This window comes from Acaryochloris sp. 'Moss Beach', assembly GCF_021497025.1.
Taxonomy (GTDB): Bacteria; Cyanobacteriota; Cyanobacteriia; order Thermosynechococcales; family Thermosynechococcaceae; genus Acaryochloris; species Acaryochloris marina_A.
The window spans coordinates 4,997,381-5,010,860 of the sequence record NZ_CP071717.1 but is presented as its reverse complement, the minus strand read 5'-3'; the positions used below and the strand labels follow the sequence as shown (position 1 = coordinate 5,010,860).

Here is a 13,480-nt window from a genome sequence, read left to right as displayed (position 1 = left end):
AATCTGAGGTTCGGGTTTTGCGGATTAGCCAGATTGCAAAAACTTCATCAGGACTAGTGAGTGGAGTTTTTGTGCTCACCATTTTCGTGCAGTCAGTACAGGCTGCCAAAAGCGATCATGTTGATCAGCTAAAAGAAACACGTGAATGTGCCGACTGTCAGCTGGATAAGGCCAAATTAGGTGGAGCTGATCTTCGGAATGCCAACCTAAAAGGGGCCAATCTTAAAGAAGCAAATCTGCGGGGAGCCAAGCTAGATGGAGCAGATCTACTTCGAGCGGATCTCAAACAAGCCGATTTGCGGGAGGCGATCCTTTCTAGTGCCCAACTCACCCTCAGCAATCTAGAGGAAAGCCAATTGGGCGCAGCCATCTTATTCCGGGCTAACTTATCTCAAGCACGGCTGATACTCAGCAATCTGGAAAACGCTCAACTCCGTGATGCCAACTTGAGCCAAGCGAAATTAATGGAAGCCAATTTAGCTAGGGCTAACTTAGCTCAGGCACAGTTGAATCAGGCTGATCTGACCACTGCTACTTTATCTCAAGCTCGATTACAGAATGCATCGCTAGTAGGAGCAAAGCTGGTAAACGCCAATTTGGAAGGAGCATCTCTGAAGGGAGCCAATTTGATTGGAGCCGATTTGACTGGAGCCAATTTAGTAAATACTGATTTGAGAGACGCCAAAATTGATGACACCACAGTTTTAGATCCGAAATGGCGAGATGCTTGGGCGATTGTCAATCCGCAACCGATCAAGAAGCCAACTTCCACAGAAACATCTGAGGCACTCACTACGGGAGCATCTGCCGCACCGGTAAAAGGCAAAAATCTGAGTGGTGTGCATTGGGTGGGCATCAATTTAGAAGGGGCAGAGCTGGAAGAAGCGGATCTGTCCCAGGCTTATTTGTTTATTGTCAATTTGCAAGATAGTAACCTGCGAGCCACTAATTTTAGTAATGCCCGTCTCCGCTATACAAATTTTCGTCGAGCCAATTTAACCAATAGCAATTTACAAGGTGCCGATTTACGTTACGCCAATTTGGAAGGGGCCGATCTTAATCTGGCAAAGCTACACAAGAGCAAAATCAATATCAAAACTGTTCTGGCCGATAAATGGCGGCAGGTGTGGGAACTGGTCAACCAGGGAGGTAGAGAGCTAGAACTGAAAACGGCTGACTTAGTTCAAGCTGATCTCAGCCAAGTTGATTTTTTTCGAGCCCAATTGCCCGAGGCTAATTTAACCCAAAGCATTTTGGATGGGGCCAATATGACCGAAGCTAACCTGTTTCGGGCCGATCTAACGGGAGCCAGCCTCAAAGCCGTGACCCTCAAAAATGCCAACCTAGCAGAAGCCAATCTAGAAAATGCCAACGTTGAGGGTACCACCCTTACCGATGCCTACTTGTGTGGAGCCACGATGCCTGATGGAACAACCCACTCTTGTCCCTAAAAAAAGATTATTGATCATCTTTGGAAAAACTAGCCGTCAGTTGAATCTGGTACAGGGATATGGCATCGGGTCTAGTGCAAAATTACTGCTATGGGGAATAGCATCGCCCCTCCTACTGAGTGCCTTGCTACCCCAAAGCCTTCATGCCCAAGAAGGATTACAAGATTATGGTCATTGGGCAGGATTATGTCAGAGCCTGACCCAGCAAGCCCAAAATAACGAAGCTCTGAAGAAAAAGCAATATGATAAAAAGCTCAAAAATGAAAAATATGCAGAAGCTCTCAAAGCGTGTGATCAAGCGATTGCTTTAAATTCCAACGATCCGCAAACCTGGACCGATCGCAGCACGATTGTTTTTGCCCAAGCCAAGCATTCTGAAGCTGTAGCGGCCTTCAATCAGGTTCTAAAGCTTGAACCCGACAAACCTCAGATTTTAGCGAAGCGATGCATTAGCCTTTTTCAACTCAAAAATTATGAACCTGCTCTCAAAGATTGTGAATTAGCCTTGCAAGTGGCAGATCAACGGCTGCAATCGTTACCTGATCAGGCTTGGTATTACCGAGGAGCAGCATTATTTGAGTTGAAGCGATTTGACGAAGCCTTAGCTGCCTATGATTGGGCTACACATATCAATGAACATGATGGACGAGCATGGGCTGGCCACTGTCAGGTGTTGGCATCACAGAAGCAATATTCACGAGCGTTTCAATCCTGCGATCGCGCCCTCCAAGAAGACTGGCCAGACAACTCTGCTGCCATGGGTTGGTCCCAACTTGCCCAACTCCATCGACAATTAGGAGAGTATAATCAGGCCCTTGAAAACTATGACAAGGCTCTCGCTTTTGCCCCTGAGAATCCCAAGCTGTGGTCTCAACAGGGGATTTTGCTGGATCAATTGGGAGAACATCAACAGGCACAAGCTTCCCATGAATTTGCCGTTACCCTGGCCCCTAAATCTTCTGCGGCCCTAATTCAGCAATGTGCCAATGCCAATCAACTTCGCCAGTTTGAGACGGCCCTAGCCAGCTGCGAAAAAGCCTTCCAAGAAGGGGACGGAGATTGGGGAGAGGCAGGGCTGGACTTTGCCTGGAGCCAGCGGGGCACAGCACTGATTGGTCTTGGCAGGTTCAAGGAAGCCCTCACCTCCATCGATCGGGCGTTAGCCATCATGCCTAAAGATGCCCATGCTTGGAGTGCTCGGGCTTTATCACTGTGGCGTTTAGGGCGATTTGATGAGGCCTTGGATGCTGCGGAACAGGGCGTGGAGTATGATCCTCAATCTTCCCTAGCCTGGTTCAACCAAGGCCGGATTCTCGCGACTCTTGGCAAGTTAGAAGAAGCCGTTGCGGCTTACGATCGAGCTTTAAAGGGAGATGTCAATACCGGTAAGCAACCGACACTAGTAGAAATATGGATTAATCAAAGTGCAGCCTATTGGCGACTAGAAGACTATGGACAGGCCCTAGCTGCTGCGGATCAAGCTGTGGCTCTGGATGCCAAATCTGATCGCGCTTGGTATAACAAAGCTCTAGCTCTGATGGGCTTGCGGTCCTATAGTCGGGCGGTGGCTGCCTATAACAAAGCCCTCGCCTTTAATGAAAAAAATGCCGATTATTGGACAGGGAAAGGGATAGCCCTAAAGGCGCTGGGGAATTTTCCTGAAGCCTTAGCTAGCCTAGAACAAGCCCTTAGTCTCAATCCCAATCATTCCCTAGCTTTGCTGAATCAAGAGCGGGTCAAGAAGCGAATTCAGCCTTCCAAGTAGATGTTTAAGGTTTTCGAGCTGTGATAGCTTTACGTGCGATCGCAAGTTCGTATTCACCATAAGCATTGGAGATTTGAACTTGAAATCCTATCTGACTCAACTGTTCAGCAATCTCTTCGGCATTGTAGAGCTGTTGTCGGTGAATTTCTTCATCCCGCCGATACAGACTACCCTCTTGCCGAAAGGTGATGATCCGTCGCATCAGGATCATCTTTTCTAAATCCTCTTGTTTCTCAACCAGAACCATCCAGTCGTCCCCTTCTCGAAAGCCTTGACTAGTTTGTCCCACTTCCACCTGCCCAGACTCCACTAGATCAAACAGAAACAGTCCTCCAGACTCAAGGGCATCAAAGATTCGCTGGAATATAGGACCTAGGCGAGACGAATTGTGTTCTGCATCGAATAAATAATTTAGACCTTCCCCTAGGGCTGTCACCGCCTGACAGGTGGGTAGACTGGCCGTAAATAAGGACTCCACCCGAAATTCTGCAGTAGGAACTCGATTGCGGGCCAGCTCAATCATGGCTTCCGAAATATCAATGCCCACTACTTGATACCCTGCCTGAACTAGGTGATCTGCCCAGATGCCGCTCCCACAGCCTAAATCGACCACTAAACCCGATTCAATCTGATGTGCTTGAAAGCAGACCAAGATTTCGACAGCCGCTTGGTCAGCGAAATCGCCATATCCAATATCGTGGATATAGGCCAGGTCAGCTTTATACCAATCTCCCATACTATTTTCCTCAGGTATCTAACTCCTTAGGCGCCGAATCAGAAGGCACTACTGCCCAAAAACGATATAAACCGGATTCCTAAGTTATCCTCTTAGCCACCCAAAGGAGTAAGCCACTGCTTCTCAACAGTTCAAAAGATTCAGCATTGAGATCGCAGGCTAGTAAGTCTAGAGGTAATGGAGGGTGTTACTCAAGTAAGTTTTGGAGAATGGCCTAAGCAGACATTGCTTGGGTTTCACCATTGGAATAAAGTAAGGCTCGCTTCGGCCCATGAATGGGATCTTCCACGATAATGGTTTCGTCCCGCTCAGCCCCTAGAGACACTATGGCAATGGGAACTTCTACAATACCTGCCAAGAACTTGAGATAGTCCAGGGCTTTCGGGGGTAAATCGTCTAAGGTCCGGCAATGAATCGTAGATTGTTTCCAGCCGGGCAGTGTTTTATAAACGGGTTTGCATCGAGAAAATTGTCGAGCATTCGTCGGAAAGTCCTTCGACTCGTGGCCATCAATCTCATAGGCCACACAAACTTTAATCTCTTCCACTTCGTCTAGAATATCGAGCTTGGTCACCGCTAGACAGTCCAGACCATTAATGCGGACGGCATAGCGACCAATTACGGCATCAAACCAACCGCAGCGTCGTCGACGTCCAGTGGTCGTTCCAAATTCAGCGCCTCGCTCACAGAGGGCCACACCCATCTCATCGTGTAGCTCTGTCGGGAATGGACCTTCACCCACCCGAGTGGTGTAGGCTTTGGCCACGCCGATGACCCGGTCGATCATCGTTGGACCCACGCCCGTACCCACACAGGCACCGCCAGCTACTGGGTTGGAAGAGGTAACGTAGGGATAGGTTCCATGGTCCAAATCAAGTAACGTTCCCTGGGCACCTTCAAATAGGATGTTTCGGTGCTGTTGATAGGCATCGTAGATTTTTAAGGAACAGTCGGCAACGAAGGGGCGCAGACGATCCGCATAGACTTGATACTCGGCAATCACCTCTTCTGGATCTAGGGGAGGTAGATTGTAGAGTTTTTCCAGAATGACGTTTTTATAGTTAACGGTCCACCGCAACTGTTTTTTCATGCCTTCTGGATCCATCAGATCCAGGATGCGGATGCCGGTTCGCTCTGACTTATCGGCGTAGGTGGGGCCAATGCCTCTGCCAGTGGTGCCGATTTTATGGTCACCACGGCGCTCTTCCGAGGCCTGATCAATCAACCGATGATAGGGCATGGTGACATGGGCTGATTCGGAAATAAACAAATGGCTGGTACTAATTCCCAACCCATCCAACATATCTAGCTCTTCGATCAGAACTTTTGGATCGATCACAGTTCCAGAGCCGATGATGCAATCGGTGTTGGGGTAGAGAATGCCGGAAGGAATCAAATGTAACTTAAAGGTCTGGTCATCGACGACGACGGTATGGCCAGCGTTTACTCCGCCTTGATACCGTACGACCACATCTGCTGAACGACTTAGCAGATCGGTTATCTTACCCTTTCCTTCATCGCCCCACTGAGCACCAATTACAACTACGTTAGCCAAGGGATTATTAAAAAAACAACTATTTCACAAACAATAATTATCGGTAGTGGGGGAGACTTCTGTCAATCTCGCTGTCAGAATCTCTCCTGCCCACTGGGAGATAACCTTGCCTGCAGTTACAGATATATATTGCCCAAACCCCAGAGAGATTAATGCTTTAGACGCAAGTTCAAGCATCGGGTTCTTGCTCAATGGTGCGAGAGAGTTGTTCTAGATCCTCTAATGGCACCAACTCTTTTTCCTTCTCTTTAACCTTATTAGAGAAGATTAGGGGTAAGGGTTTTTCGACCCAGCAGCTCGCCACCGGTAACATTGCTTCGAGATCATCCATCACCCGAGGAATCACCATCACCGAATTTAGCTCGCCGATTCGCTCTGCTTCAAACATGCCCGCCTCAATAGCAACCGCAACATTGGCAACAGACCCTCGGACCATAGCAGTACATAATCCTGCTCCGATGGTTTCATAGGCAGAGAGTTGGACATTGGCCGATTTGAGCATCGCATCAGCTGCCCCCACCATGGCAGGAAAGCCTTTAGTTTCCAGAAGACCGATGGATTGGTTGCTCAAGCGAGAATAGCCCCGTTGCTGCTGAGCAATTTCCACCAGATGGCTGCCAATGGGAAACACCGCTTCTAAGTTTGGCATGGGTCGGGCAAGCACCAGTTTAGAGACGGTTTGCCCTAGCTTTTCGGCTAAGCGGCTGCCTTCTTCCACCGCCAGACGTACATCAGCAATATTGCCTCGCACAATCACGGTACATAGACCACTACCTATCTTTTCATAGCCCACCAAGGTTACTTCCGCAGCCTTGAGCATTGCATCTGCTGTCCCTACAATCGCCGGAAAACTTGGGGTAGACAACAAACCCAAGGCACTATCGGGTCTGCGTTTCCGTTTTAACTTTGATGCAGGAATCATATCGGTGAGCAATACTTTTGCGGAGACGTTGAACCTAAAAATTCTTCTGGTTTAGTCTCGTTCAGTTTAACAATAACCGCAATAGCTGATTTGCATAGGGATTACGGAGATGAGTTACGAGCAAACAAGACCTGCAGCATTTGCGTTACATAAGCTTGACCGATCACGTGAGACCTGGATTGTGGCCTGCCAGTTATCGGGGATGGGCTATGGCTTGGAGAAGGGCTTGACCATGCATAGATATTATCTTGAAGAGGTTGCGACGTCTCGCTGGCAGGAGCTTCTTCAAAGGAAGATCGGCCAGAGTCTCCCATTAATGAGCCTTCTGGAATGACCTGGTGGGCCACAACATCAGTATTGATAATGGTTGTGCAATCGCCAATACAGGCGTTGATGCCAATGGTGACCTTGCCTAGAACCAACACTCCCGCTCCTAAAACAGCATTGCTGTCGACGGTAATAGTGCCCTGAAACGCTTGAATGACAACCCCCGTCCCGATACAGGTCCCTGCTGCAATCACAATTTTGCTTTGGGGAGCAGCCTGCAAGATAGCACCGGGAGCAATTTTGGCGTGGGGATGGATGCTGACATCCCCAATCACACAAAAATGCGAGGTACTAACGGGTTGCGGGGGTGAGAGTTGCATTAGCAAGGAACCTTAGGTTCTTAGGCTATGAGTGGAAAAGTCGTTCAGACTAAGACCCTTTAGAAAGGACATCTAGCGAGCCGCCACAGGCTTTTGGATAACGGATTCTAAGACGCGTCGCTTGGCATCGGTATCAATACCGATTAAACGGACATATTCTTTTTGATGATCCGCCATACAGGTTTCTAACGCGGCAATGACCTGAGATTCTTGCTGGGTTTTAATAGGAGGACAGCTTTGCCAAGAACTGGTTTGGAACCGGCGCTTGTCCGCATATTCTGTACTAATTCGATAGCCTTGGGCCAAGAGCGATCGCACTTGCGCTACGGTATCAGCATCTAAACCACCACTATTTTGGGGGCTAAATCCACGTCCTCGAGAGCTTTGGGCCGCAGGGGCTTGATAAGAGCGAGAACTTGACGTCTTCACTGATGATTGAGTCGCAGTAGATCCGCCAGGACGTTGAATAATTGTTTCAGACATTCGCTTTTTAGCTCGCTTGTCGATGCCAATCAGACGAATATAATCATTGGGATGTTCAGCTATACAGGCTTCCACTCCAGCAATGACCTGAGATTCTTGCTGGGAAGCAATAGGGGTACAGCTCTGCCAAGAACTTGTTTGGAACCGACGCTTGTCTGCATATTCAGTGCCAATTCGATAGCCTTGGGCTAAGAGAGAGCGAATCTGATTCACTACCGTTCCATCCATGCCAACCGAAGGGGCAGGACGGTAGCTCGAACTATTACTTTCCACCTTGTAGCTAGAGCTGGAGCTGACTGATCTCGCTTTAGGAGCAGGTGTACTAGCCTTACTATTGTCGTCTGGGCGCTGAATGATGACTTCTAGGACCCGACGTTTGGCTTTCGGGTCAATCCCGATTAAGCGGACATAGTTGCCAGGATGTTCTGCAACACAGCTTTCCAAGGCGGCAATAACTTGAGATTCTTGCTTGGAATTGATGGGTGTGCAGCTTTGCCAAGAGCTAGTTTGGAATCGTCGCTTATCCGCATACTCAGAACCGACGCGATAGCCTTGAGCAAGGAGAGAGCGGACTTGAGCAATGGCATCTGCACCTAAACCAGTGCTGGCCCTACTGCTGGGGCTGCTGCTGGCATAACTTGTACTGGCATAACTGCTGCTTGAAGATGAAGCGGGTCGGGATGCTTTAGGGGCTGCAGTAGGCTGGTCACTTGGGCGTTGAATAATTGTTTCGAACACCCTTTGTTTAGCCTGGGTATCAATGCCCAGCAAGCGAACATATTCACCTTGATGTTCAACGATGCAGGCCTCCAAGGCTGCCACCACCTGCGACTCTTGTTGCGAAGCAATAGGAGAGCAGCTGTGCCAGGAGCTGGTTTGGAATCGGCGTTTGTCGGCATGTTCGGTCCCAATTCGATAGCCTTGACCGAGGAGGGAGCGCACATGAGCAATGATTTCCGCATCAATGCTGCCGCTGCTGCTGATATGGCTGGTAGTGTAATTTTTGATGGTCTTAGTTACAGAACTGATAGACGCCGACTTCACTGGACCATCCGGACGTTGAATAATAGTTTCCAACACTCGCTGTTTGGCTTGGGTATCAATACCAATTAACCGAACATATTCCCCTTGATGTTCCGACATGCAAGATTCTATCCCTGCCAAAACTTGTGATTCATTGGTACTAGTAATGGATGGGCAACTCTGCCAAGAGCTAGTTTGGAATCGGCGTTTGTCGGCATGCTCACTGCCAATTCGATATCCTTGTGCCAGGAGTGACCGAACTTGACTCACAATTGCAGCATCTAGGGTGGTATGGTTCATTGGCTTGGTATCAGTAGTAAAACGGTGTGATTGAGAAGGGCCGATATTGGTTCGGGCGGGTCGAATAGAGGTGTGTGGGCTAGCCCCGGAGACATCATCTTTTAGGGCTTCGTTAACGTGAATAATTTGCTGGGTAAATTTGCGATCGCTTGCCAATACGTCAGGTAGGAGGTTGGCCTGCTCCTGTTTCGTGATTACGGCACCAGAAGGCACATACTTGCCAGGTGGAATCTCTACCCCCTGAATCAAAGCGTGCATCATGATTACGCAGTTATCACCCACCTTGGCGTTAAAGATCGTCGAGCGAAAGCCGATAAAACAGTTGTCACCGATAAATGCAGGGCCATGCACCAGGGCCATATGGGTGACGCAACTGTTATTACCAATCCAAACTGCATAATTCTGGCCATCCTTACCGCGGACTTGCCCTGGCTCGATGGCATGAACGACTGCTCCATCCTGGATATTAACGTTGTCGCCAATGTGGAAGGGAAATCCTTGATCGGCCTGAATATTGCTGCCAGGCGCAATCAGCGCATTTGCCCCCACACGAACATCACCCATTACTTTTGCAAATGAGTGAACATAGGCGGAAGAATGCACCCGTGGATCGGGTAAATTCCCTGTCTGCATGGGTGCTGATGTCGATTGGCTATGGATTACCATAATGAACTCCCCTACACAAAACGCGATTGCGAGTGAGTAGTGACAAAAGAAGAGAAGGCTAACTAGGCTTAGAAATCAATCGAGATGCCTCAGGGACAACTTCAATGATCCAAACAGCCAAAGAAGTCAGCTGGGATGCCGACAATCTTATGTAAGACTTTAAGCAATCACACCTCCTAGAAGGTTGGAAAATGTATCCGAGCAACGGAATTCCAAAATAGATTACTTATTGTAGATACGTCCCCCCTGAGACCGAGACGGTATCAATAATGGCAATGACTAAGGCATCTAATGGCCGCCGTTCATATTCAGGCATTTGCCTAGCTGCACTGCCTTGAGTAATAAGTACCCACTCATCAACCCCTGCTCCTACACAATCGGCAGCTACATCATATTCAGGAAGCAATTGACCTTCATGATCAACTCGCTGTACCAACAAGAACTTGGTGCCCTGGAGGCTGTGAGCTTTTTGGGTACTAACTACGGTACCTAGAACTTTTGCGATTCTCACTCAGATTTGTGTCTAGGATTTACGAATAGGGAGCGCACGCGGTCCGTTTACACTTTCACGGAATTGCTCAACTTCCTCGGTATAGCGCATGGGCAACACATACTCGAGATTTTCGTGAGGGCGAGCAATGATATGAGTAGACAAAACCTGTCCACCATTCACACGCTTGACCGACTCAGTACCGGCAGCAACCGAAGCCTGAACTTCTGAAACGTCGCCCCGAACAATAACCGTGACCCGGCCACTACCGATCTTCTCATAACCGACTAAGGTGACACGAGCTGCTTTGACCATGGCATCAGCAGCTTCGACCACTGCTGGGAATCCGAGGGTTTCCACCATCCCAACTGCTATCGACATAGTTTATAACTCCATTCTTTCGCTTTTTTAAGGAATGATGTCTTGACCATAAAGGGGCAAGACTTTTATGAAATCACTCTGGGTGAATATTTACACCGAATGATTGATAGCTATTACGTTCGGAATTGTTCTACTTCTTCCGTGTAACTCATCGGTAGTACGTACTCGAGGTTCTCATGAGGACGAGCAATGATATGAGTTGAAAGAACTTCTCCCCCATTGACTCTTCTGACAGATTCTGTTCCGGCGGCGACCGAAGCTTGAACCTCAGAAACATCTCCTCTTACAATCACTGTGACGCGGCCGCTACCAATCTTCTCATAGCCCACCAGCGTTACACGAGCTGCTTTCACCATCGCATCCGCAGCTTCTACCACAGCAGGAAAACCTTTCGTCTCAATCATCCCAACCGCAATTGGCATCGCCACATCTCCTGTTATTGAACATTAAATATTATAGGTAGTTTTGCTACCTAAAAACTCTTACATGAAAGCTATTAAACAGCTTTATTTGGAAGCACTTTCAAGCTTGCAGAACTCAGCATATAGACCCGGGATCAGCTTTGTCAATATAAACGTGGATTATTTATCCAAATTGAATCAATAAATAAAACTGATATTCGATCGGGTCTTATAGATGAAAGAACTGGGATGTCTCCCTCGAAAAAATCAATGCATTGGAGATTTGTTTGTAGGGCATTGAAGAAAATCAATGGATAATCTGCAATCTTGAAAAAAGCCTATGGCAGCTAAATTGAGAGGTCATAGACTGCTTCTCTATCACCATACAGAAATGGTGCAAATTCACAGACAGTTTCTTCGAAATAAGACTTCAGCCATTGCTAAAAAGTGAGAAATACTATTTATAAATATCCATACATAGGATTGATAAAAAATATATTTATTGATATTTACCATATTTTGATACGATGAATGATATATGAAAAAATAAATCAATAATAGTCGTAATTTAAAAACAATTTTTATAAAGATTTTTTTTGCATATCTCTCTACTTCACAGTGCAGCAAAAATCTTTATGAGTCTTGAACTACTTTTATCTGAAATGCCTGACTATATCGCAGATAAAGATTTACAGTCTTAAAGGTTGTGAGTTAATCACCAATCGTTGCAAACCCTAATTGACTAAGTCGTGCTGTCGCAATTCCTTTTTGAACATATCTGGTGGATTCCCTTTTTTGGATTGCTAGGGGCTCTATTCTCTCTCCCCTGGTCAATGGGATTAATCCGGCGAAGTGGGCCCCGCCCAGTCGCTTATTTCAATATCTTGATGACGTTTTTAAGCTGCTTGCATGGCACGATTGTTTTTCAGCAAGTTCTAGGCCAACCTCCACAACAACTGGTCTATGAATGGCTGCAAGTTGCAGACTTAAATTTAACCTTTGCAATTGAAATTTCTCCTGTCAGTATCGGTGCCTTAGAATTAGTTACTTTTCTGAGTCTACTGACCCAGGTCTTTGCGATTGGCTATATGGACAAGGACTGGTCTGTCGCCCGATTTTTTGGACTGATGGGCTTTTTCGAAGGGGCGCTTGCAGGCATCGCCATTAGTGACTCGTTGATTCTTAGCTATGCCTTATTGGAAATGCTCACTTTTTCTAGCTATCTCTTGGTGGGCTTTTGGTATGCTCAGCCGCTGGTAGTCACAGCAGCTCGGGATGCCTTTCTGACCAAGCGAGTGGGTGACATTATCCTATTGATGGGATTAGTGGCTTTAACTAGCTATGGGGCTGGATTGACCTTTTCAGACTTAAGAGCATGGAGTGAATCCACTTCTTTACCTCCCCTAACGGATGCCTTACTGGGACTGGCCTTAATTGCGGGTCCTACGGGAAATTGTGCTCAATTCCCTTTGAACCTATGGCTGGATGAAGCCATGGAAGGTCCAAATCCAGCGGGGATAATGCGGAACACGGCTGTTGTCTCCATCGGAGCTTACTTCTTGATTAAGCTGCAGCCTATTTTTAGTCTGTCCCTCATTGCATCTGACACCTTATTGATTATTGGCGGCGTTACAGCTGTTGGCGCTTCATTGATTTCCATTGCTCAGGTAGATATCAAGCGAGCCTTATCTCATTCCACCAGTGCCTATTTGGGTTTGGTGTTTATTGCGGTGGGATTGGGGCACGTGAACATTGCCCTATCGTTGCTGCTAGCCCATGCGATCGCAAAAGCACTCCTTTTCTTCAGTATCAGTTCAGTCATTCTGGGCACGAATAGTCAAGACATGACAGAAATGGGAGGTCTGTGGTCACGGCTGCCTGCTACAACCACTGCTTTTATTGTGGGAGCTGGCAGTCTAATAGTGATTCTGCCGATGGGATTTTTCCGAATGATGCAGCAATGGCTTACTGGCGGGTGGAATATGCCGGTTTGGCTCTTTGTTTTGCTCCTCTTTGTGAATACCACCAGTGCCATCAGTCTCACTCGCATCTTTCGCTTAATCTTTCTGGGGCAACGCCAAGAAAAAACTCGACGAGTCCCTGAAGTACCCTGGTTGATGGCAGTCCCGATGGTGACCATGACCATTGCAGTGTTGGCTTTTCCATTGATGCCGTTGAAGTGGTCTTTGTGGCTCAACCCTATTCCCTCTGCTGCCGTCTTTAGCGAATCCTCCATTCCTTACGGCCTCCCTATTTTGGTAGCATCAGGTGTGATCGGTGTGGTATTGGGTTCTGTGTTTGAACTGAGACGTTCTTTATCACGACCGACCCAGTTCTTTTTACGCTTTTTTCAGGATCTGTTGGCCTATGACTTCTATATTGAGCGTGTATACGAATTCACTGTAGTTGCCGTTGTTCGCCTGTCTTCCGAATTCACAACTTATCTCGATAAATATGTTGTTGATGGAATAATTAATTTCATCGGTAAAGCCACCTTGTTAAGTGGACAAGGTCTCAAGTACGGTGTCTCTGGCCAATCTCAATCTTATTTGCTCACCATCATCGTCGGCATAAGTGCCATTTTATGGCTGTTACTGAGGGATGATTGGTCCACCATTGTTGGGTATTGGTCTGCACTCATCAGTCAATAGCAGTCATTC

General features: G+C 47.4%; 11 protein-coding genes. 3 read left to right on the top strand and 8 right to left on the bottom strand.

Annotation, left to right across the window (positions count from 1 at the left end):
• The first annotated feature begins 71 nt into the window (after positions 1-71).
• Together HRE53_RS23645 and HRE53_RS23640 are read left to right on the top strand one after the other, a co-directional pair.
• Positions 72-1,451 carry a pentapeptide repeat-containing protein gene (locus HRE53_RS23645; protein ID WP_235108189.1) on the top strand — a complete coding sequence of 460 codons (1,380 nt, stop codon included), beginning with the start codon at positions 72-74 and terminating at the stop codon, positions 1,449-1,451.
• Complete coding sequence (locus HRE53_RS23640; protein WP_235108188.1) at positions 1,426-3,216, top strand: tetratricopeptide repeat protein; 1,791 nt, start codon at positions 1,426-1,428, stop codon at positions 3,214-3,216. The genes HRE53_RS23645 and HRE53_RS23640 overlap by 26 nt, the downstream gene beginning before the upstream one ends.
• 4 nt (positions 3,217-3,220) lie before the next feature.
• On the opposite strand, the gene HRE53_RS23635 is transcribed toward HRE53_RS23640, so the two are convergent.
• The 8 genes from HRE53_RS23635 to HRE53_RS23600 all read right to left on the bottom strand — a co-directional run bounded on the left by HRE53_RS23635 (position 3,221) and on the right by HRE53_RS23600 (position 10,841).
• The gene (locus HRE53_RS23635; protein ID WP_235108187.1) at positions 3,221-3,952 is read right to left on the bottom strand and encodes a trans-aconitate 2-methyltransferase; all 732 of its coding nucleotides are present in this window, start codon (positions 3,950-3,952) and stop codon (positions 3,221-3,223) included.
• A 214-nt stretch (positions 3,953-4,166) separates the two neighbouring features.
• Complete coding sequence (locus tag HRE53_RS23630; protein ID WP_235108186.1) at positions 4,167-5,507, bottom strand: adenylosuccinate synthase; 1,341 nt, start codon at positions 5,505-5,507, stop codon at positions 4,167-4,169.
• Positions 5,508-5,676: 169 nt separating this feature from the next.
• Entirely contained in the window at positions 5,677-6,429 is a 753-nt protein-coding gene (locus tag HRE53_RS23625; protein WP_235108185.1) for a BMC domain-containing protein, read from the bottom strand.
• A gap of 101 nt (positions 6,430-6,530) precedes the next feature.
• Positions 6,531-7,076, bottom strand: coding sequence for a hypothetical protein (locus HRE53_RS23620; protein WP_235108184.1), 546 nt, complete (start codon positions 7,074-7,076; stop codon positions 6,531-6,533).
• A gap of 72 nt (positions 7,077-7,148) precedes the next feature.
• On the bottom strand, positions 7,149-9,548 hold the full coding sequence (locus HRE53_RS23615; protein WP_235108183.1) for a ribulose bisphosphate carboxylase small subunit: 2,400 nt from the start codon (positions 9,546-9,548) through the stop codon (positions 7,149-7,151).
• A gap of 226 nt (positions 9,549-9,774) precedes the next feature.
• Positions 9,775-10,059, bottom strand: coding sequence for a EutN/CcmL family microcompartment protein (locus HRE53_RS23610; protein ID WP_235108182.1), 285 nt, complete (start codon positions 10,057-10,059; stop codon positions 9,775-9,777).
• A 12-nt stretch (positions 10,060-10,071) separates the two neighbouring features.
• On the bottom strand, positions 10,072-10,419 hold the full coding sequence (locus HRE53_RS23605; protein WP_212665525.1) for a carbon dioxide-concentrating mechanism protein CcmK: 348 nt from the start codon (positions 10,417-10,419) through the stop codon (positions 10,072-10,074).
• A 113-nt stretch (positions 10,420-10,532) separates the two neighbouring features.
• Entirely contained in the window at positions 10,533-10,841 is a 309-nt protein-coding gene (locus tag HRE53_RS23600) for a carbon dioxide-concentrating mechanism protein CcmK (RefSeq protein ID WP_010469380.1), read from the bottom strand.
• A gap of 728 nt (positions 10,842-11,569) precedes the next feature.
• On the opposite strand from HRE53_RS23600, the gene HRE53_RS23595 reads away from it, so the two are divergent.
• On the top strand, positions 11,570-13,471 hold the full coding sequence (locus tag HRE53_RS23595; protein ID WP_235108181.1) for an NAD(P)H-quinone oxidoreductase subunit F: 1,902 nt from the start codon (positions 11,570-11,572) through the stop codon (positions 13,469-13,471).
• Positions 13,472-13,480: the final 9 nt, after the last annotated feature.